This is a genomic window from Nocardioides baculatus (assembly GCF_016735675.1).
Lineage (GTDB): Bacteria > Actinomycetota > Actinomycetes > Propionibacteriales > Nocardioidaceae > Nocardioides > Nocardioides baculatus.
This window is the reverse complement of the sequence record NZ_JAERSG010000005.1, coordinates 424,249-444,484: the sequence shown is the minus strand read 5'-3', so window position 1 is coordinate 444,484 and position 20,236 is coordinate 424,249. Positions and strand designations below refer to the sequence as shown.

The 20,236-nt window shown below is 70.3% G+C and carries 16 protein-coding genes; 10 read left to right on the top strand and 6 right to left on the bottom strand.

Going from position 1 to position 20,236, the window contains the following annotated elements; genetic code table 11:
• Positions 1–72: 72 nt before the first annotated feature.
• Positions 73–1,164, bottom strand: a complete 1,092-nt coding sequence (gene galK, locus JI751_RS17730; protein WP_201939494.1) for a galactokinase — start codon at positions 1,162–1,164, stop codon at positions 73–75.
• 161 nt (positions 1,165–1,325) lie between these two features.
• Between galK and JI751_RS17725 the strand changes: the two genes are divergently transcribed.
• The 4 genes from JI751_RS17725 to JI751_RS17710 are packed head-to-tail and all read left to right on the top strand — an operon-like array spanning position 1,326 to position 5,635.
• Positions 1,326–2,564: an extracellular solute-binding protein gene (locus JI751_RS17725; RefSeq protein WP_201939491.1), complete on the top strand. Its 1,239-nt coding sequence runs from the start codon at positions 1,326–1,328 to the stop codon at positions 2,562–2,564.
• An 8-nt stretch (positions 2,565–2,572) separates the two neighbouring features.
• Positions 2,573–3,529, top strand: a complete 957-nt coding sequence (locus tag JI751_RS17720) for a carbohydrate ABC transporter permease (protein ID WP_307814349.1) — start codon at positions 2,573–2,575, stop codon at positions 3,527–3,529.
• Positions 3,529–4,368 carry a carbohydrate ABC transporter permease gene (locus JI751_RS17715; protein ID WP_201939485.1) on the top strand — a complete coding sequence of 280 codons (840 nt, stop codon included), beginning with the start codon at positions 3,529–3,531 and terminating at the stop codon, positions 4,366–4,368. Before JI751_RS17720 ends, JI751_RS17715 begins: the two co-directional genes overlap by 1 nt.
• 7 nt (positions 4,369–4,375) lie before the next feature.
• A complete protein-coding gene (locus tag JI751_RS17710) occupies positions 4,376–5,635 on the top strand; it encodes an ABC transporter ATP-binding protein (RefSeq protein WP_201939481.1) in 1,260 nt (419 codons plus the stop codon).
• A 7-nt stretch (positions 5,636–5,642) separates the two neighbouring features.
• Here JI751_RS17710 and JI751_RS17705 read toward each other — a convergent pair whose 3' ends face one another.
• Together JI751_RS17705 and JI751_RS17700 are read right to left on the bottom strand one after the other, a co-directional pair.
• Positions 5,643–7,271, bottom strand: coding sequence for an alpha-amylase family protein (locus JI751_RS17705; RefSeq protein ID WP_236666510.1), 1,629 nt, complete (start codon positions 7,269–7,271; stop codon positions 5,643–5,645).
• A gap of 295 nt (positions 7,272–7,566) precedes the next feature.
• The gene (locus JI751_RS17700; RefSeq protein WP_201939478.1) at positions 7,567–8,652 is read right to left on the bottom strand and encodes an ABC transporter ATP-binding protein; all 1,086 of its coding nucleotides are present in this window, start codon (positions 8,650–8,652) and stop codon (positions 7,567–7,569) included.
• Between the two features lie 282 nt (positions 8,653–8,934).
• Between JI751_RS17700 and JI751_RS17695 the strand changes: the two genes are divergently transcribed.
• The 3 genes from JI751_RS17695 to JI751_RS17685 all read left to right on the top strand — a co-directional run bounded on the left by JI751_RS17695 (position 8,935) and on the right by JI751_RS17685 (position 12,333).
• Positions 8,935–10,314 (top strand): ABC transporter substrate-binding protein, encoded by a 1,380-nt coding sequence (locus JI751_RS17695; RefSeq protein WP_201939475.1) that lies wholly within the window; start codon positions 8,935–8,937, stop codon positions 10,312–10,314.
• 106 nt (positions 10,315–10,420) lie between these two features.
• Positions 10,421–11,389, top strand: coding sequence for a carbohydrate ABC transporter permease (locus JI751_RS17690; protein WP_201939472.1), 969 nt, complete (start codon positions 10,421–10,423; stop codon positions 11,387–11,389).
• Positions 11,386–12,333 (top strand): carbohydrate ABC transporter permease, encoded by a 948-nt coding sequence (locus JI751_RS17685; protein WP_201939469.1) that lies wholly within the window; start codon positions 11,386–11,388, stop codon positions 12,331–12,333. Before JI751_RS17690 ends, JI751_RS17685 begins: the two co-directional genes overlap by 4 nt.
• 12 nt (positions 12,334–12,345) lie before the next feature.
• On the opposite strand, the gene JI751_RS17680 is transcribed toward JI751_RS17685, so the two are convergent.
• Positions 12,346–13,740, bottom strand: coding sequence for a GH1 family beta-glucosidase (locus JI751_RS17680; protein WP_201939466.1), 1,395 nt, complete (start codon positions 13,738–13,740; stop codon positions 12,346–12,348).
• Between the two features lie 38 nt (positions 13,741–13,778).
• Here JI751_RS17680 and JI751_RS17675 point away from each other — a divergent pair, with 38 nt between their 5' ends.
• Genes JI751_RS17675 through JI751_RS17665 form a run of 3 tightly spaced genes read left to right on the top strand, consistent with a single transcriptional unit; the run spans position 13,779 to position 18,729 of the window.
• Entirely contained in the window at positions 13,779–14,831 is a 1,053-nt protein-coding gene (locus JI751_RS17675) for a LacI family DNA-binding transcriptional regulator (RefSeq protein WP_201939463.1), read from the top strand.
• A 41-nt stretch (positions 14,832–14,872) separates the two neighbouring features.
• Positions 14,873–17,020 (top strand): alpha-galactosidase, encoded by a 2,148-nt coding sequence (locus JI751_RS17670; protein ID WP_307814347.1) that lies wholly within the window; start codon positions 14,873–14,875, stop codon positions 17,018–17,020.
• On the top strand, positions 17,020–18,729 hold the full coding sequence (locus JI751_RS17665) for an alpha-glucosidase (protein ID WP_201939452.1): 1,710 nt from the start codon (positions 17,020–17,022) through the stop codon (positions 18,727–18,729). The genes JI751_RS17670 and JI751_RS17665 overlap by 1 nt, the downstream gene beginning before the upstream one ends.
• Here JI751_RS17665 and JI751_RS17660 read toward each other — a convergent pair.
• Positions 18,723–19,370, bottom strand: coding sequence for a DUF1707 SHOCT-like domain-containing protein (locus JI751_RS17660; RefSeq protein WP_201939450.1), 648 nt, complete (start codon positions 19,368–19,370; stop codon positions 18,723–18,725). The genes JI751_RS17665 and JI751_RS17660 overlap by 7 nt on opposite strands.
• A 54-nt stretch (positions 19,371–19,424) precedes the next feature.
• Positions 19,425–20,234 (bottom strand): Cof-type HAD-IIB family hydrolase, encoded by an 810-nt coding sequence (locus JI751_RS17655; protein ID WP_201939448.1) that lies wholly within the window; start codon positions 20,232–20,234, stop codon positions 19,425–19,427.
• Between the last annotated feature and the right edge of the window lie 2 nt (positions 20,235–20,236).

The window sequence follows — 20,236 nt, the reverse complement described above, 5'->3', positions numbered from 1 at the left end:
GGCGGTTGCAACGGCCTACAAGTGTCGGACTCGCCCTCCCGGTCGACCTTGAGTCGCTCAGAGACTCACCGGCTAGACCCGGCGGGCGCCGGCTTCCGCGGTCGCGGTGAAGAGGGACGGCTCGCCGAACCCGGCGTCGGCGAACGCACGGCGTACGGCGTCGCCCGCCCCCTCGACGTCACCCTCGGGCAGCAGCCCGATGACGCAGCCGCCGAACCCGCCGCCCGTCATCCGCGCACCGAGCGCACCGGCCGACAGCAGCGCGTCGACCGCGGTGTCGACCTCCGGCACGGTGATCCGGAAGTCGTCGCGCATCGAGGCGTGCGAGGCGGTGAGTGCCTGGCCGATGTCGGGGAGGCGGCCCTCGTCGAGCAGACGGGCAACCGCGAGGACCCGCTCGTCCTCGGTCACCACGTGCCGGACGTAGCGGCGCAGCTCGTCCTCCTCGAGCAGCCCGAGTGCGTCGGCCAGGTCAGCGCCGGACACGTCACGGAGGGCCGGGACGCCCAGGATCCGCGCGGCCTCCTCGCAGCCGCGCCGCCGGGCGCCGTACTCCCCGTCGGAGTGCTTGTGCGGCGCCCTGGTGTCGGCGACCAGCACGGCGAGACCGCGGCCGGCGAGGTCGAGCGGGACGGGGCGCGTGTCGTGGCTCCGCATGTCGCACAGCAGGACGTGACCGGCCTCGCCGCGAAGGCTGACCAGCTGGTCCATGCCGCCGGTCGGCGCACCGACCGCGTCGTTCTCGACGTCGCGGGTCAGGGCGAAGACCGCGTCGTCGTCGAGGCCGAGGCCGAGGTGGTCGTCGACCGCCCGGACGACCGAGCAGACCAGGGCCGCCGACGACGAGAGTCCCGCCCCGGTGGGGACGTCGGAGTCGACTGTGATCTCCATCGGCGGTACGTCGACGCCGCGGTCGGTGAGCAGCCAGAGGGTGCCGAGCACGTAGCGCGTCCACTCCGGCACGTCTCCCGCGTCGGCCAGCCCCGACCGGCGTACGACGACCGGGTCGGGCTCCTGCGCGGAGCGGACCGACCAGTCGGAGGGCGCCTCGGCGACCGTCGCCGTGCACCCGACCGCGAGGGCGAAGGGCAGCACGAAACCGTCGTTGTAGTCGGTGTGCTCGCCGATCAGGTTGATGCGGCCGGGCGCGAACCAGCTCGTCACGGCAAGCCCGTCCCTTCGGAAGTCATGGGGGTGAGACGCGGTTGCCAAACCCTAGCGGCACGCACTAGACCAGTGGTTCAGGTCACAGAGGAGGAGAGCGCATGGCATCCCGATCATCGACCGGACCTCGGCACTCCCGACCCCGTCGAGCGGCAGGATCGGTGGCTGCGCTCGCGCTCGCCAGCAGCCTCCTCGCCGCATGCGGTGGGGACGGCGGCAAGCCCGAGCTCGTCTGGTACATCAACCCCGACAGCGGTGGGCAGGACGCCGTCGCCGAGAAGTGCTCGACGGACGAGTACACGATCTCGACGCAGGTCCTGCCCCAGGACGCCGGCCAGCAGCGCATCCAGCTCGCGCGCCGGCTCGCGGCCAAGGACCCCTCGATCGACCTGATGTCGATCGACCCGCCGTTCACCGCCGAGTTCGCCGACGCCGGCTTCCTCGCGGAGGTCCCGCAGGACGCGAAGGCCAAGCTGGAGGAGCAGGGCACCTTCAAGGGTGCGATGGACGCGGCGACGTGGAAGGACGATCTGGTCGTCTTCCCGTTCTGGTCCAACACCCAGGTCCTCTGGTACCGGAAGTCCTTCGTCGAGAAGGCGGGCATCGACATGTCGCAGCCCGTGACGTGGGACCAGATCATCGACGCGGCCAGCGAGAACGACGCGAAGATCGGCGTGCAGGCCAACAAGTACGAGGGCTACGTCGTGTGGATCAACGCCCTCGTCGAGGGCGCCGGCGGACACATCCTCGAGGACGCGGGCGAGGGCGTGGACGCGAAGATCACGCTCGCCGGCGAGGCGGGCCAGGACGCCGCGAGCGTCATCGAGAAGCTTGCGACCTCGGAGGCCGCGCCCGCCGACCTGAGCGTGTCCAACGAGGGCACGGCCGGATCCACGTTCGGCTCGGACCAGGGGTCGTTCCTGGTCAACTGGACCTACATCTGGCACAACTACGACGACACCGCGCCCGACGTCGCCAAGGACATCGGCTACACCCGCTACCCGCAGACGGTGGAGGGCGAGGAGTCGCGGCCGCCCTACGGCGGCATCGGCATCGGGGTGAGCGCCTACTCCGACGAGAAGGACTTCGCCCTCGAGGCGGCCCAGTGCCTGGTGAGCCCCGAGAGCCAGGGCATCAACGCCGAGATCACCGGCAACATGCCGGCCAGCACCCAGGGCTACGACTACCCGAAGCTCAAGGAGCAGTACCCCGCCGACCTCCTCGAGCTCTTCCAGACGAGCGTCGACGCCGCTGCTCCCCGCACGGTGACGCCCTACTGGAGCGACGTGTCGGGATCCATCCAGAACATCTGGCACCCGCCGCGGGCCGTCGACGAGGACACCCCCGAGCGGGCGACCGTCTTCATCGAGGACGTGCTGAAGGGCGGTGACCTGCTGTGACGGCGACCGTGGCACCCGAGAAGGACGCGACCAGGCCGGGCAGGTCGGGCAGGTCGGAGAAGAAGCCGGCCAGCGACCGCAGCACCGCGGAGAACCGCCTCGGTCTCAAGCTCGTCGCGCCGGCAGTGGTCCTGATGCTCCTGGTCACGGCGTGGCCGATGATCCAGGCGCTCTACCTCTCGCTCTTCCGCTACCGGCTCACCGCGCCGGACGACCGGGCGTTCGTGGGGGTCGACAACTACCTGACGATCCTCAGCGACGACCAGTTCTGGAAGAGCACGCTCACGACGTTGCTGATCATGGTCGTGACGGTGGCGGTCGAGCTGGTCATCGGGTTCGCGTTCGCGATGGTGATGCACCGCATCGTCTTCGCCCGCGGCCTGATGCGCACCTCGATCCTCATCCCCTACGGCATCATCACCGTGGTCTCCGCCTTCGCCTGGCAGTTCGCGTTCTCCCTCAACAACGGGTTCGTGAACTCCTGGTTCAACTGGCTGCCGTTCATCGCCGACGACACCAACTGGTTCGGCGACTACCCGCACGCGATGTTCGCCATCATGGTCTCGGAGATCTGGAAGACCACGCCGTTCATGGCGCTGCTCCTGCTGGCGGGCCTGGCCCAGGTCAGCGAGGACATGCTCGAGGCCGCCAAGGTCGACGGCGCCACGTGGACCCAGCGGCTGACGAAGGTGATCCTGCCCAACATGCGGGCCGCGATCATGGTGGCCGTGCTCTTCCGCGCACTCGACGCCTACCGGATCTTCGACAACATCTTCGTGATGACCAAGGGTGCGGAGGGGACGCAGTCGATCTCGTTCCTGACCTACCGGCAGGTGATCGAGCAGATGCAGCTCGGACTCGGCTCCGCGATGTCGGTGCTGCTGTTCCTGTCCGTGCTGCTGCTGGCGTGGCTGATCGTGAAGCTGTTCCGCGTCGACCTGGCGCAGGCGAGGGGTGAGGGCTGATGGCACAGCAGACCGGCAAGACCCAGGTCGGCACCTGGATCGGGTTCGTCCTGATCATGCTCTGGTGCCTGTTCCCGGTGGCGTGGATCATCTCGCTGTCGTTCAAGTCCGAGGGCGAGACGGGCGCAGGCAGCGCCCAGTTCCTGCCCAAGGAGCCGACGTTCGACAACTACAAGGCGATCATCGACAACCCCGACTTCACGCGGGCGCTGATCAACTCGTTCGGCATCTCGCTGATCGCGACGGTGCTGTCGGTGATCTTCGCGACGCTGGCGGCCTACGCCATCGCCCGGCTGGAGTTCACGGGCAAGCGGCTCGTGCTCTCGCTGGCGCTCGCGATCGCGATGTTCCCCGTCGTGGCGCTCGTCGGGCCGCTCTTCGACATGTGGACGACGTTCGGGCTGTTCAACACCTGGCCCGGCCTGATCATCCCCTACATGTCCTTCACGCTGCCGCTGGCGATCTGGACGCTCTCCGCCTTCTTCCGGGAGATCCCGTGGGAGATGGAGCAGGCCGCCCAGGTCGACGGCGCCACGTCGTGGCAGGCCTTCCGCAAGGTCATCGTCCCGCTCGCCGCACCCGGCGTGTTCACCGCGGCGATCCTGACCTTCTTCTTCGCGTGGAACGAGTTCGTGCTCGCGATCTCCCTGACCTCCACGACGTCCTCGCGGACGGTGCCGGCGCAGATGTCGTTCTTCGTCGGACCCGACCCGTTCAACCCGCCGTACGCGCAGCTCGCGACGGCGTCGGTCATCGTCACGTTGCCGGTGATCGTCATCGTCCTGCTGTTCCAGCGCAAGATCGTCGCCGGTCTCACCTCCGGCGCAGTGAAGGGGTGATCAGCTCATGGCTGCCATCGAGATGAAGAACATCGTCAAGCAGTACGGCGACGGCTTCCCCGCCGTCAACGACGTGAGCATCGACGTGGAGGACGGCGAGTTCCTGATCCTCGTCGGCCCGTCCGGGTGCGGGAAGTCGACGCTCCTGCGGATGATCGTGGGGCTCGAGGACATCACCGACGGCGACATGGTCATCGGGGGCAAGAAGGTCAACGACCTGGCCCCGCGCGACCGCAACCTGTCGATGGTGTTCCAGAACTACGCGCTCTACCCCCACCTCACCGTCTACGAGAACATCGCGTTCCCGCTGCGTCTGGCCAACAAGCCGGACTCCGAGGTCGACGAGAAGGTGCGCGAGGCGTCGAAGACGCTGGAGCTCGACGAGCACCTCGAGCGCAAGCCCGGGAACCTGTCGGGAGGCCAGCGCCAGCGCGTGGCGATGGGGCGCGCGATCGTCCGCGACGCGGAGGCGTTCCTCTTCGACGAGCCGCTGTCCAACCTCGATGCCAAGCTCCGCGGCCAGATGCGCACGGAGATCTCGCGGCTGCAGAAGCGCCTCGGCATCACCACCGTCTACGTCACGCACGACCAGACCGAGGCGATGACGCTGGGCGACCGCGTGGCCGTGCTGAAGCGTGGGGTGCTCCAGCAGCACGCGACGCCCCGCGAGCTCTACGAGAACCCCGCCAACCTGTTCGTGGCGGGCTTCATCGGCTCCCCGCCGATGAACTTCCTGCCCGCCAAGGTCGACGGCACCAAGGTCGAGCTCCCGTTCGGCACGCTGACCATCCCCGAGGACAAGGCCGCCAAGGCCCAGGGCAAGGGCCTGCTCATCGCCGGCATCCGGCCCGACCACTTCGAGGACGCCAGCGTCATGGACGCCGACAAGGTCTCGGACGAGGCGACCTTCAACGCCACGGTCGACGTCGTGGAGTGGCTCGGCAACGAGGCCTACGCCTACATCCCGTTCGAGGCCCCGCCGGAGGTGCGCGAGCAGCTCACCCAGCTCGAGAAGGACCTCGACGGGGAGTCGATGCGCACCCAGCTGGTGATCTCGCTCGACGGCGCGAGCCGGATCAAGGAGGGCGACGAAGCCACGATCTGGGTCGACGCCCGCAAGCTCCACCTCTTCGACCCGTCGACCGGCGAGAACCTCACGATGGACGCCGACAACGCCGGGATCGTCCCCGGCGCCGAGGCGCTCGCCAAGGCCGAGGAGGTCGGCAAGGAGCAGGACGCGGTCGACCCCCACGCGGCGACCACCTGAACGACTCCTAGCCGCCGTCGTACACCCACGCAGCGGCGTAGGGCTCCAGCGGGATCGCACCCTCGTGCAGCGAGGGGGCGGTCCCGCTGATCGCGTCACGGAGGCCGTCGGTGTGCAGGCCGAGCCAGTGCAGCACGTCGGCGTCGACCCACGCCTGCTCCCCCGTCATGTTGTGGGCCGCGAGAAGCGGACCGGACGGGTGCCGCCGCACGACGAGCAGCACGCCCGGGTCACGCGGGTCCCAGACCTCGGTGGGCGTCGCCGCGTGCAGCTGCGGCAGCGAACGGCGTACGTCGAGCAGGTGCCGCAGGCCGGACGTGAGCCCGAGCGGGTCCCGGCCCTCGTCGACGACCGCCCACGGCATCCGGGGCCGGTGCACCCAGCGGTTGTCGCCGGCGTGGGCGGGGTCGTCGGCCCAGCCGGGGTCGTTGAGGAGCCCGAGCTCGTCGCCCATCCAGATCAGCGGGAGCCCGCCGAAGGACAGGATCACGGCGTGCGCCAGCAGGATCCGGGCTGTCGATTGCCTGTCGCCGGCCCCGAGCCCGGCGAGCGAGGCCAGCGAGCCGGAGATGCGCCGGTCACCGGTCTGCTCGTTCTGCTGGAAGACCAGGCCGCGCGCCCACGACCCGGGGAAGGAGCCGGAGTACCAGTCCGAGAGGAACCTGCGGTGCGCCGCCGGGTCGGTGCCCACCGCCCACGCATCCTCGTCCGCAATGGCCCAGCCGATGTCGTCGTGGCACCGGACGTACGTCGTCCACGCGGTGGTCGACGGTGGCTGGGGCACCTGCTGGAGCGCGTGGGACGCGAGCCGGACGTCGCCGGAGGCGAGCATCGACCAGATCTGCACCATCAGCCCGTTGTGGTAGGCGAGGTCGCTCACCTTGCCGGCGTGCTCGCCGACGCCGAGGTAGGCCGGCAGGTCGGCCGGTCCGACGATCGCCTCGGCCTTGAACAGCACCGCCGGTGCGGCGATGCGGGCGACCGTGCGCAGCGCGCGGGTCAGCTCGTGGACCTCCGGCTCGTTCTGGCTGGCGGTGCCGAGGCGCTTCCAGATGAAGGCGATGGCGTCGAGCCGGAAGACCTCGACGCCGAGGTTCGCCAGCTCCAGGATGATGTCGGCGTACTCGCAGAGGACGGCGGGGTTCGACCAGTTGACGTCCCACTGGTAGTCGTTGAACGTCGTCCAGACCCAGCCCGCGAGCTCGTCGTCCCACGTGAAGTTGCCGGGCGCGAAGTCGGGGAAGACCTCGGGCAGGCTCGCCTCGTAGGCGTCGGGCATCTCGCGGTCGTCGAAGACGTGGAAGCAGGCCCGGCGCTCGGGATCACCCGCGCGGGCGGCGACCGCCCACTCGTGCTCGCGCGCCACGTGGTTGAGCACGAGGTCGAGGCACAGGCTGATGCCCTCGCCGCGCAGCGTCGTCGCGAGCGCCCGGAGGTCGTCGATGTCGCCGAGGTCGGGGCGCACGGAGCGGTAGTCCGCGACCGCGTAGCCGCCGTCGTTGGGCGCCGGACGCGGCGTCAGCAGCGGCATCAGGTGGAGGTAGCCGACACCGAGGTCGCGCAGGTAGGGCACGCGCTCCTCGACCCCGCGCAGGGTGCCGGCGAAGCGGTCGGCGTACGCCGCGTAGCCGAGCATGCCGGGCCGCTGGAACCAGTCGGGCTCGGCCAGCCGGCGCTCGTCGAGCGCACGCAGGTCGTCGGGCCTGGCCGCGTGCGCCGCATGCGCGATCGCCACCAGTCGGTCGGCGACCTCGGGAGCGGCATCGGCGCCGTAGACCCGCTCGAGGGTGCGGAGGAGATCGGGACCGAGCTCGTCGAGGCGGGCCTCGAAGGCGGTCCGGGACGAGTCGTGTGCCGTCACGGGAATCGGTGTCCGGGCGCTGGGTCGGGGCGTACGGGCACCGGGTGCCCGTACGCCTCGACCGTGGCGCTCAGTCGGACAGGCGCTCGCCCGACTCGGTGTCGAACACGTGGACGTGCTGGGGGTCGGTCGTGACGTGGAGCGTCTCGCCCTTGGCCGGGTGGTGGCGACCGGAGATCCGCACGATGACGTTGGACGGGGTGCCCTCCACGTCGCAGGTGCCGTAGACGAAGCTGTCGGCGCCGAGCTCCTCGACGACCGTGACCGTGACCGGCAGGCCGCCGTCCTCCGCGTTGACCATCCGCCAGTTCTCGGGACGGACACCGACGGTGACCTTGCCCGACATCTTCTTCTCGGCGGTCGGGTCCACCGGCACGGCGTAACCGCCCACCTTGACCGTCCCGTCCTCGGCCGCGATGCCCTCGAGGAGGTTCATCTGCGGGGAGCCGATGAAGCCGGCGACGAACAGGTTGGCGGGCTTGTCGTAGAGCTTGAGCGGGGTGTCGACCTGCTGGAGGACGCCCAGCTTCATGACGGCCACGCGGTCGCCCATCGTCATCGCCTCGACCTGGTCGTGGGTGACGTAGACCGTCGTGACGCCCAGGTCCTGCTGGAGCCGGGCGATGTCCGTGCGGGTGGCGACGCGCATCTTGGCGTCGAGGTTGGACAGCGGCTCGTCCATGCAGAAGACCTGCGGGTTGCGGACGATGGCGCGACCCATCGCGACGCGCTGGCGCTGACCACCGGAGAGCGCCTTCGGCTTGCGCTGGAGGTACTCGGTGAGCTGGAGGATCTCGGCCGCCTTGGCGACCCGCTCCTTGCGCTCCGCCGCCGGCACCTTGGCCATCTTGAGCGAGAACGCCATGTTCTCCTCGACCGACATGTGCGGGTAGAGCGCGTAGTTCTGGAAGACCATCGCGATGTCGCGGTCCTTCGGCGGGACGTTGGTGACGTCGCGGTCACCGATGTAGATCTTCCCGTCGTTGACCTCCTCGAGCCCTGCGAGCATCCGCAGGGTCGTGGACTTGCCGCAGCCCGAGGGCCCGACGAGGACCATGAACTCGCCGTCCTCGATCTCGAGGCTGATGCCGGGAACTGCTGGTTCGTCGGCCCCGGGATACCACCGCTGGGCCTTCTCGAACGTCACTGATGCCATGACTCATCTCTCCTTCACCGGCAGGAACGTGCCGGACGATCCGTAGTGGAAGGTGCGTGCGACGACCGTGAGCGGCGTCACACCCGGCCGACTGTACCTCCACCGTGGCCTGTGGCGCTGTTACGGAACCGTGACCTAGACCAGCGTTGACGAAACGGCATTGCAAACGTTTTCATCGTGACGTGACGCCGGTCACTCGGACCCCGGCCCAGCACCCATCGATCGTGGAAGCGGGGCACTCGCCCTCGCCATGGCCGCACCCAACGAGAGGTAACACGTCGAATGAAGAACCAACGGACCCGCAAGGGACTGGCCGCCGTCGCGGTGGTCGCCGTCTCGAGCCTCGGCCTGGCCGCCTGCGCCAGCGACGACGGCGGGAGCAGCAACGAGGTCAGCGGCGACGCGCCCGGCAAGGGCAAGCCCGAGTGCGCCCAGCTCGAGCAGTTCGGTGACCTGACCGGCAAGACCGTCTCGGTCTACACGTCCATCCTCCCGCCCGAGCAGGAGGCGCACGAGAACTCCTACAAGGTGTTCACCGAGTGCACCGGTGCCGAGGTCGACTACGAGGGGTCCGACCAGTTCGAGACCCAGCTGGTCGTGCGCGTGAAGGCGGGCAACGCCCCCGACATCGCCTACATCCCCCAGCCCGGCCTGCTCAAGACCGTGGTCAGCTCGGGCAGCGTGGTCGAGGCCCCGCAGCCGGTGTCCGACAACGTCGACGAGTTCTTCGGCGAGGACTGGAAGTCCTACGGCACGGTCGACGGCAAGTTCTACGCCGCCCCGCTCGGAGCGAGCGTGAAGTCCTTCGTCTGGTACTCCCCCAAGATGTTCGCCGACAACGGCTGGGAGGTGCCGCAGACCTGGGACGACATGCTCGCCCTCTCCGACGACATGGCCGCTGCGGGCACCAAGCCCTGGTGTGCCGGCATCGAGTCCGGCGAGGCCACCGGCTGGGTCGCCACCGACTGGCTCGAGGACGCCGTCCTGCGTGACGCCGGCGCGGACGTCTACGACCAGTGGGTCAACCACGAGATCGCCTTCGACGACCCCGCCGTCGCCGAGGCCCTCGACCGGGTCGGCGGCATCCTCAAGAACGACAAGTACGTCAACGGTGGCTTCGGCGACGTGAAGTCGATCGCCACCACCGCCTTCCAGGACGGCGGCCTGCCGATCCTCAAGGGCGAGTGCGGCCTGCACCGCCAGGCGTCGTTCTACGCCGCGCAGTGGCCCGAGGGCACGGACGTCAGCGAGGACGGCGACGTGTTCGCCTTCTACCTGCCCACGACCAACGAGGACAACGGCAAGCCCGTCCTCGGCGGTGGTGAGTTCGTGGCCGCGTTCGACGACCGGCCGGAGGTCCAGGCCTTCCAGACCTACCTGTCGTCCGACATCTGGGCCAACGAGAAGGCCAAGGCCACCCCGGGCGGCGGCTGGGTCAGCGCCAACACCGGGCTCGACCTCAACAACCTGACCAGCCCGATCGACAAGCTGTCGGCCGAGACGTTCCAGGACCCGGAGGCCGTCTTCCGGTTCGACGGCTCCGACCAGATGCCCAGCGCCGTCGGCGCGGGGTCGTTCTGGAAGGAAATGACCGCCTGGATCACCGGCGAGTCGACCTCCGACGCCCTCGGCAACATCGAGGAGTCCTGGCCCGCGTCGTGACGTGAGGAGGGTGGTCGGGCCGGGGACACCCGGCCCGGCCGCCCTCGCCGTCCTGCCCGTCCGGCCCCGACCCGACCCCGATCCGACCCGAAGGAGTGAGCACCACGTGACCACCTCCGACAAGTTCGTGCACATGGCCATCGCCGTGCTGCTCTTCTACGGCGTCATGGCCGGCATCCTGCTCCTCACCCAGCGGTTGCGCTCCCGGAGGGGCGAGCGGGTGCAGGCGGCGGCGTTCCTCGGCCCGTCGCTGCTGCTGATCGGCGTGGGCCTGCTCTACCCGGCCGGCGTGACGATTTACCAGTCGCTCTTCGGCGCGGCGACCTTCGACCCGCCGTTCGTCGGGCTCGACAACTACGCCGACCTGTTCACCAACTCCCAGCAGCTCACGGTGCTGCGCAACACCCTCCTGTGGGTGCTGCTCACCCCGACGATCTCGACCGTGATCGGACTCGTCTACGCCGTCCTGGTCGACCGGGCCGCGTTCGAGAAGTTCGCCAAGGCCCTGCTCTTCCTGCCCATGGCGATCTCGATGGTGGGCGCGTCGATCATCTGGAAGTTCGTCTACGACTACAAGTCGGGCGACAGCACGCAGATCGGCCTGCTCAACCAGATCCTCACCTGGCTGGGGATCGACACCTACAACTTCCTGCTCGAGCCGCCGTGGAACACCCTGTTCCTCATCGTCATCCTGATCTGGGTGCAGGCCGGGTTCGCGATGACGATCCTGTCGGCGTCCATCAAGGGGATCCCCGAGGAGATGACCGAGGCCGCCCGTCTCGACGGCGTCGGCGCCTGGCAGATGTTCCGCCACATCACCGTGCCCAGCATCCGTCCGTCGCTGATCGTGGTGCTGACCACGATCACCATCGCCACGCTGAAGGTCTTCGACATCGTCCAGACCGCCACCGGCGGCAACTTCGACACCAGTGTGCTGGCCTACGAGTTCTACCGGCAGAACTTCGTGGCGGGCAACCAGGGCCTGTCCGCGACCATCGCGGTGGTCATCTTCATCCTGGTGATCCCGATCGTCGTCTACAACATCCGTCAGATGCGCAAGCTGGAGGCACGATGAGCACGAGCACGCCGACCGCTGCACAGGTCCCTGTCGGCACCGCACCCGCGGTCCCCGCCTCCACCGCCGCGAAGAAGGGCCTCACCAACCGGTGGGCGTCCGCGGTCGCGCTGATAGTCGCGGTCGTGTGGACGATCCCCACCTTCGGCCTGCTGATCTCCTCGTTCCGCCCGGAGGCGGACGTGAAGTCCAACGGCTGGTGGAACTTCTTCACCGACCCCTCGCTCACCCTGCAGAACTACCGCGACGTGCTGAGCGGCGGTTCCACCGGCGAGTCCCTGACCACCAACCTCATCAACACGATCGTCATCACGGTGCCGGCGGTGCTGATCCCGATCAGCCTCGCCACCCTGGCGGCCTACGCCTTTGCGTGGATCGACTTCAAGGGCCGCGACACCCTCTTCGTCGCGGTGTTCGCGCTGCAGATCGTGCCGATCCAGGTGACGCTGGTACCGCTGCTCCAGCTCTACGTCGACCCGCCGTTCAACCTGATGCCGCTGGCCGGCCGGGACGCCCCGGCCGGAGGGCTCTACGAGCTGTGGCTCTCGCACACGATCTTCGCGCTGCCGCTGGCGATCTTCCTGCTGCACAACTTCATGCGCGAGATCCCGGGCGAGCTCATCGAGTCCGCGCGCGTCGACGGAGCCGGCCACGTGGCGATCTTCACCCGCATCATGCTGCCGCTGATGATGCCGGCGATCGCCGCCTTCGGCATCTTCCAGTTCCTGTGGGTCTGGAACGACCTGCTGGTCGCCCTCGTCTTCAGCAGCCCGCAGGTCTCGCCGATGACGGTCAAGCTGGTGAGCCTCGTGGGCCAGCGCGGCGAGGACTGGCAGCTGCTCGCCTCGGGTGCGTTCGTGTCGCTGGCGATCCCGCTGATCGTGTTCCTCGCGCTCCAGCGCTACTTCGTGCGCGGGCTCCTGGCCGGCAGCGTCAAGGGCTGACCACGGGGGAGGTCATGGCCTCAGCAGGCCAGCAGCCCGGCCGCGACCCCGCTCCGGGGTCACTCGGTCGGCGAACCACGTGTAGGAGGCCTTGGGAGTCCTCGTGAGCATCTGGGAGGAGCGGTCGACGTGCACCAGACCGAAGGTCTTCGCGTAGCCCTCGGCCCACTCGAAGTTGTCCATGAGGGTCCAGGCGAAGTAGCCCCGCACGTCCGCCCCCGCCGCCCGGGCGCGCTCCACCGCGGCGAGGTGGCCGTCGAGGTAGTCGATGCGGTCCCGGTCGTCCACGACGCCGTCGACCACGTCCGCGTCGGCCATCGCGGCACCGTTCTCGGTGATCACCAGCGGCACCCCGGTGCGGAGGTGGGTGTCGACGAGCAGCTCCTCCAGCCCACGCGGCTCGATCTCCCAGCCGATGTCGGTCCGCGGCTCGCGGACGACCAGGTCGAGCTCGGGCGCTCCCGGGTAGGCACCCTGCTCGGGATGCGGCTCGCCCCGCCCGTCGGGGACCGCCGGGCGGATCGGCGTGTAGTAGTTGATGCCCAGCCAGTCGATCGAGCCCCGCATCGACTCGAGGTCGCCGGGCCGCACCAGCTCGGGGTCCGCCAGGACGGGTGCGACCCGCAGCAGCCCGTCGTCGTAGGCCCCGTCGACGATCGGGTCGAGCCACACGCGGTTGCGGATGGCGTCGACGCCGTCCGCGATGTCCGCGGCGTCCCGCGACTCCGCCCACACCGGCGCGAGGTTGAGCACGATGCCGAGGTGGGCGTCGGGAAGCGCCTGACGGACCAGGGCGTGCCCCAGGAGCAGGTGGTGGGCCGCGCGGTGACCCGCCTCGCCCTCGCGTCGACCGGGGGCGTGCACCCCGGCGGCGTACCCGAGGTAGGCCGCGCACCACGGCTCGTTGTGGGTCGCCCACGACGTGACGCGGTCGCCGAGGCGGTCGTGCACCACTGCGGCGTAGTCGGCGAAGGCCTCCGCCGTCGCACGCACCGGCCAGCCCCCGGCGTCCTCGAGCGGCTGGGGAAGGTCCCAGTGGTAGAGCGTCGCGACCGGCTCGAGGTCGGCCTCGAGCAGTGCGTCCACCAGGCGTTCGTAGTAGTCGAGCCCGCGCGGCTCGACACGCCCGCGGCCCTCCGGGACCACGCGCGGCCACGCGATCGAGAACCGGTACGCGTCGACGCCGAGGCCGCGCACGAGCGCGACGTCGTCGTCGAGCCGGTGGTAGGAGTCGCACGCGAGCGTGCCGTCGTCTCCACCGCGGACCCGGCCGGGCTCGGCGCTGAACGTGTCCCAGATGGAGACACCACGGCCGTCCTCGGCCACGGCTCCCTCGATCTGGTACGACGCGCTCGCGACGCCGTAGGCGAGTGGAGGCAGGGAGGACGGGTCTGCGGGGGTGCTCACCCGCTCATCGTAGTGACGCCCACGCGCGGAGCGCCGCGATGACCATCAGCGACGGACAGTCGGGACAGGTCAACATGGCCGACGTGGCGCAGCGCGCGGGGGTCTCGATCGCCACGGTGTCGCGGGCGCTGCGTGGCCTGCCGGGAGTGAACCCGGTGACGCGGAGCAAGGTGCTGTCCGCGGTGGCCGAGCTCGACTACGTCGTCTCCCCCGCCGCGGCCTCGCTGCGTGGTGCGACGCGCAGCGTCGCGGTCGTGCTCCCGCGGCTGGACAGCTGGTTCTCCTCCACCATGCTCGCCACCATCGAGACCTCCCTGCGGGAGTCCGACCTCGACGTGCTGGTCTACCAGGTCGGCACGCAGGAGCAGCGCGCCCACTTCTTCCGCGACCTGCCCACCCGTCGCAAGGTCGATGCGGTCGTCCTGATCACGCTCCCCATCGGCCACGAGGAGGAGGAGCGGCTCGACCTCATGGGCGTCGAGGTCGTGGTGGCGGGCTCGCGCCTGCGCGACTTCCCATCGGTCAGCGTCGACGACGTCGCCATCGGCACCACCGCCGTGGACCACCTGGTCGGACTCGGGCACACCCGCATCGCGATGATCCGCACGAGCGACACGGACGGGGCCAAGTGGGCCAGCGACCTCCACCGCCGCACCGGCTACGTCGAGGGACTCCTGCGTCACGGGCTGGAGCACGACCCGGAGCTGGTGGTGACCACGCCGTACGGCGTCAACGCGGGCGCCGTGGGCATCGAGAAGCTGCTCGCACTGGACGACCCGCCGACCGCGGTCTTCTGCTACAGCGACGACATCGCCGTCGCGGCGATCGTGGCGCTGACCCGCCACGGGCTCAGCGTCCCGGACGACGTGTCGATCGTGGGCGTCGACGGCCACGACCTGGGCGAGCTGTTCGACATCACGACCATCGACCAGCACGTGGAGGACCAGGCGCGAGCAGCGAGCCTGATGGTGGTCGACCTGCTCGCCGGCCGTCCGCTCGGGGTGACCCGGTTGACCCTGCCGACCCACCTGCGCGTGCGAGGGTCCACCGGACCGCCCCACGACCGTCCGCGTGCTCGTCGCGGACGGTAGGCGCTGGACGTCTGCCAGCCGCCACCGCGATGCTGGCCACCGTGCCCACCCACGTCCTCCGAAGGCCGACGATGCTCTTCCCTCCCCGCAGCCTCGACGGCTCGCCCCAGCTGACCCTCGAGCTCGACGAACGGGGTGACCTCCTCCCGCGGATCCTCTGGGCGGGCGTCGCGACCCCTGCGGCCGCGGCTCCCGGCGGCTACCCGTCGCTGTTCCGCGGTCCCGGCGTGCCACTGCTCGGCGAGCACGCCCACGAGCTCTTCACCCGGCCGCACCTGGTCGGGCACCGTGTCGGCGCCCCCGGCTCGGACGCCGCGTGGTCGACCCGCTTCGTGGTGTCCGGGACCGACGCCACGGACGATCGGTTGGTCGTGCGCGCGAGCGACGCGGCGGCCGGGCTCGACCTGGTCGCCGAGATCGAGGCCCTGCCCGGCGGCCTGCTGCGTGCGCGGCACACGGTCACCAGCACGGGTGACGGCAGCTACCACCTGACGGCGCTGGACGTCGTGCTGCCCGCGGCTGACGACCACGTCGAGGTCCTCGACCTCACCGGGCGCCACGAGGGCGAGCGCACGCCCCAGCGGCACGTCGTCACCGACGGGCTGTGGCTGCGCGAGGGCCGTGAGGGCAGGCCCGGACTGAGCGCCGCGACGCTCGCGGTGATCGGCACGGCCGGCTTCGGCACCCGCACCGGCACCGTCCTCGGTGCCCACGTGGCCTGGAGCGGCAACGGCGTGCTCCGGGTCGAGCGCTCGCCCGACCTCGGCCCCACGATCGGCGGCGGCGAGCTGCTCCAGCCCGGCGAGGTGGTGCTGGAGCAGGGCGAGCAGTACGCCAGCCCGTGGGTGGTCTTCGGCGCGTCCACCGACGGCCTGGACGGACTGGCCGCCGCCTTCCACACCTACCAGCGCTCGTGGCCGGCGCACCCCGCGCACCAGCCGGTCGTGCTCAACGTCTGGGAGGCCGTCTGGTTCGACCACGACCTCACCCGGCTCAAGGAGATCGCCGACCGCGCGGCCCGCGTCGGCATCGAGCGGTTCGTGCTCGACGACGGCTGGTTCCACGCGCGGCGCGACGACACCGCCGGGCTCGGCGACTGGTGGGTCGACCCCGACGTGTGGCCCGAGGGGCTGACGCCGCTCGCCGAGCACGTGCGCTCGCTCGGCATGCAGTTCGGCCTGTGGTTCGAGCCGGAGATGGTCAACCCCGACTCCGACCTCTACCGCGACCACCCCGACTGGATCCTCGCGACCGGCGCGCGCGTGCCGCAGCTGCACCGCAGCCAGCTGGTCCTCGACCTGTCGCGCCCCGAGGTGTGGCAGCACGTCCACGACCACGTGCACCAGGTGCTGTCCTCCGCGCCGATCGACTACGTCAAGTGGGACCACAACCGCGAGCTGCTCGAGGCCGGATCGGCCGCGCGCGGCGGAGCGCCAGCGATCCACGCCCAGACCGAGGCGTTCAACCGCCTGCTCGACTCGCTCCGCGAGCTGCACCCCGACATCGACTGGGAGTCGTGTGCCTCCGGCGGTGGGCGCATCGACCTCGGTGTCCTCGAGCGCACCCAGCGCGTGTGGACCTCGGACAACACCGACGCACTGGCCCGCCAGCACATCCAGCGGTGGACCGGTCAGCTCGTGGCACCCGAGTACCTCGGCGCCCACGTCAGCTCGCCCACCAACCACTCCACCGGCCGGACGCTGCCGCTCGACTTCCGCGCGGCCACTGCGATGTTCGGCGCGTTCGGCGTCGAGTGGGACCTCAGCACCGCCTCGGACGACGAGCTCGACGTCCTCGCGGAGTGGGTCGCGCTCCACCAGCAGCACCGCCCGCTCCTCCACTCCGGACGGCTGGTCCGTCCACAGTCGTCGGACCGTGCCGTGCTTCTCCACGGGGTCGTGTCGGCCGCCGGCGACGAGGCCCTGCTGGCGCACGTCCAGCTCGACGAGTCGGCGAGCAACCGCGGCACGGTGGTCCGGGTTCCCGGCCTCGTGGACGAGGCGACGTACGCCCTCCGGTGGGTGGGTCCGGTCGACCGCAGGGCGGTGAGCCGATCGGTCGAGCTGCCCGAGGGCGGTCCGACCGAGGGGGTCGAGGTGCCGGGTGCGGTGCTCGCCACCCGCGGCTACTGGATCCCGCGCCGGCGTCCGGAGACGGTGACCCTCGTGCATCTTGGGAGGATCACCTGATGGCCATCACGAGCACCGACGAGGACTGGTGGCGCACCGCCGTCGTCTACCAGGTCTACCCCCGCAGCTTCGCCGACTCCGACGGCGACGGCATCGGTGACCTGCGTGGCCTGATCGACCGGCTCGACCACCTCGCCCTGCTGGGCGTCGACGTGGTGTGGCTGTCGCCGGTCTACCGATCGCCGCAGGACGACAACGGTTACGACATCAGCGACTACCAGGACATCGACCCGACGTTCGGCACGCTGGCCGACATCGACGACCTGGTCGCGGCGCTGCACGAGCGCGGGATGCGGCTGATGATGGACCTCGTCGTCAACCACACCAGCGACGAGCACCCGTGGTTCGTGGAGTCGCGGTCCTCGACCGACAACCCGAAGCGCGACTGGTACTGGTGGCGCGCGCCCCGCGAGGGGATGGCCGGCGGCATGCCGGGCGCGGAGCCCACCAACTGGGAGAGCTTCTTCTCCGGTCCCGCATGGGAGTACGACGAGGCGAGCGGCGAGTACTTCCTCCACCTCTTCTCGCGCAAGCAGCCCGACCTCAACTGGGAGAACCCCGAGGTCCGCCAGGCCGTGCACGCGATGATGCGATGGTGGCTCGACCGCGGGGTCGACGGCTTCCGGATGGACGTCATCAACCTGATCTCCAAGGCCCCCGGGCTGCCCGACGGGGTCGTGCAGGCCAGCGGGCTCGGGGACGGCACGCCCCACTTCATGAACGGACCGCGCATCCACGAGTTCCTCGCCGAGATGAACCGCGAGGTCTTCCAGGGACGAGACAGCAAGGTCCTCACCGTCGGCGAGATGCCGGGCGCCACGATCGACGACGCCGTTCTCTACACCGACCCCGAACGCGCCGAGGTGGACATGGTCTTCACCTTCGAGCACATGGACGTCGACCACGCGCAGACCAAGTGGGACCTCGTCCCGCTCCGGCTCCCCGCCCTCAAGGCCGTCCTCGGGCGGTGGCAGGCGGGGCTGGCCGACGTCGGCTGGAACTCGCTCTACTGGAACAACCACGACCAGGCCCGTGCCGTGTCGCGGTTCGGCGACGACGGTGCCTGGCGGGTGCGCTCCGCCACGCTGCTCGGCACGGTGCTGCACCTCCACCGCGGGACGCCGTACGTCTACCAGGGCGAGGAGCTCGGGATGACGAACCACCCCTTCGGCGGCATCGACACGTTCCGCGACATCGAGTCGCTCAACCACCACGCCCAGGCCGTCGGGCTCGGCGCCGACCCCGAGCACGTGCTGACGTCGCTGCGCTCACGCGGCCGTGACAACGCCAGGACGCCGGTGCAGTGGGACGACTCGCCGCACGCCGGCTTCACGACCGGCGAGCCGTGGCTCCCGGTGAACCCGAACCACAATGAGGTCAACGCCGCTGCGGCGATCGCCGACGAGCACTCGGTGTTCCACCACTACCGCCGGTTGATCGAGCTCCGCCACACCGTGCCGGTCGTGGCGCACGGCGACTTCACCATGCTGCTGCCCGACGACGAGGTGGTCTACGCCTTCACCCGCTCGCTCGACGACGTCGAGCTCCTGGTGCTCGCCAACTTCTCGGGCCGTGCGGTGCAGCCCGACCTCGACGTCACCGGGTGGACCGACGCGGAGGTGCTGCTCGACAACGTCGCGCCGGGCAGCGCAGCGTTCACCGGGCGTCTCGAGCCGTGGCAGGCGCTGGTGCTGCGTCGGTCTCAGTAGGTCCCGAGGAACTTCTTCGGCGTGCCGGGCTCGGGCAGCCGCTGCACGTTGACCGAGCCCATGAGCGCCATCCCCCGGACGCGGACCGTGGGCGAGTCGGGCCCGACCTCGGCGGGCACCTTGTCCTTGCCCTGCGTGTAGTCGCCCATGATCGGCGTCCCGTCGACGACGACGTGCATGTGGGCCGGGACGATGATCTTGACCTCGCCCATGATCGAGCTGGCGTTGATGTGCGTCTCGCGGGCCGACAGCTGGGCCTGGCGCAGGTCGATGACAACCGAGCCCATCAGCGCGAAGGCGCTGTGGTGCTCGGGGACGGCCCACACGCCCTGGCGCTTGGTCTCACCCATGATCGCGGTCGACGAGTTGTGGCCGACGGCAGGCACCCCGGCAGGCGTACGACGCACGGGCGACGCGGCCGGCGGGGTGACCGGTCCCGTGGCCTGGAGGTCGAGGGTGATCGGCACGAGCTCGCCGTAGGTCTTCGCCGCGAAGGTCAGCTCGAGGCGCTCCTCGAGCTCGTCGAGGTCGAGGCGCCCCTCGCCGGCGGCATCGCGCAGCACGTCGGCGACGCGCTGGCGGTCCGCGTCGGAGATGCGCATCTGCGACGGGTCGTGCGGGCGGTTCTCGATCTCCCCCATGGCCGTCAGGATAGCGATCCGGCGCAGTGCGCGCCCGTGACGGGCGTCAGGCACCTAGGCGAGCAGACGCTCGAGGACCAGCGCGACGCCGTCGTCCTCGTTGCCGGCGGTGACCTCGTCGGCGACCTCGCGCGCCTCGGGCACCGCGTTCGCGACGGCGACCCCGTGCCCCGCCCAGGCGAGCAGCTCGACGTCGTTGGGTGCGTCGCCGAAGGCGACGACCTCGTCGCGGTCGATGCCCAGCCGCTCGCACAGCCGTGCGACGCCCCACGCCTTGTCGACACCGGCGGCCATCACCTCGAGGAACGGCGCGCCGGAGTGGGTCACGGCGACGTCGTCGTGGCCGAGGGCCCGGGCCGCCTCGAGCAGCTCGGGGACGCCGATCTCGGGGTGCCGCACGACGAGCTTGAGGCTGGGCTCGGCCAGGACCTCGGCCAGCGCGACGCCGCCCATCGTCGACACGTCCCGCTTGTGGTCCTCGAAGCTGGCGAGGGCGGCGTACCCCTCCTGGGCGACGAAGCCCTCCCCGCCGTCGCGGACGCTCACGTGCAGCAGACCCGGCACCCGCTCCGCGAGGGCCGCGACCAGGCGCTGCTGCGCGCCGACGGCGATCGGCTCCTCGAAGAGCACCTCGCCGGTCGTCAGGTGGATGCCGAGCGACCCGTTGGAGCAGATCGCCCACTCGTCGAAGCCCGCGTCCTCGGCGATGTGACGCACCCCGATCGGCTGGCGGGCCGTCACCGGTACGACGAGCACGCCGGCCCGGCGGGCGGCGTCGAGCGCCGCCCGGGTGCGCGGACTGGTGGTGAGGTCGCCGCGCAGCAGCGTGCCGTCGAGGTCGGTGGCCACCAGGCGCAGCGTCATGG

What these genes read in the sequence shown, in the direction of transcription:
- JI751_RS17715 (WP_201939485.1), top strand. Translation starts at nt 3,529, where the DNA reads ATGGCACAGCAGACCGGCAAGACCCAGGTCGGCACCTGGATCGGGTTC.
- JI751_RS17710 (WP_201939481.1), top strand. Translation starts at nt 4,376, where the DNA reads ATGGCTGCCATCGAGATGAAGAACATCGTCAAGCAGTACGGCGACGGC.
- JI751_RS17705 (WP_236666510.1), bottom strand. Translation starts at nt 7,271, where the DNA reads ATGCTCGGCTACGCGGCGTACGCCGACCGCTTCGCCGGCACCCTGCGC.
- JI751_RS17700 (WP_201939478.1), bottom strand. Translation starts at nt 8,652, where the DNA reads ATGGCATCAGTGACGTTCGAGAAGGCCCAGCGGTGGTATCCCGGGGCC.
- JI751_RS17695 (WP_201939475.1), top strand. Translation starts at nt 8,935, where the DNA reads ATGAAGAACCAACGGACCCGCAAGGGACTGGCCGCCGTCGCGGTGGTC.
- JI751_RS17685 (WP_201939469.1), top strand. Translation starts at nt 11,386, where the DNA reads ATGAGCACGAGCACGCCGACCGCTGCACAGGTCCCTGTCGGCACCGCA.
- JI751_RS17675 (WP_201939463.1), top strand. Translation starts at nt 13,779, where the DNA reads ATGACCATCAGCGACGGACAGTCGGGACAGGTCAACATGGCCGACGTG.
- JI751_RS17665 (WP_201939452.1), top strand. Translation starts at nt 17,020, where the DNA reads ATGGCCATCACGAGCACCGACGAGGACTGGTGGCGCACCGCCGTCGTC.
- JI751_RS17660 (WP_201939450.1), bottom strand. Translation starts at nt 19,370, where the DNA reads ATGGGGGAGATCGAGAACCGCCCGCACGACCCGTCGCAGATGCGCATC.
- JI751_RS17655 (WP_201939448.1), bottom strand. Translation starts at nt 20,234, where the DNA reads ATGACGCTGCGCCTGGTGGCCACCGACCTCGACGGCACGCTGCTGCGC.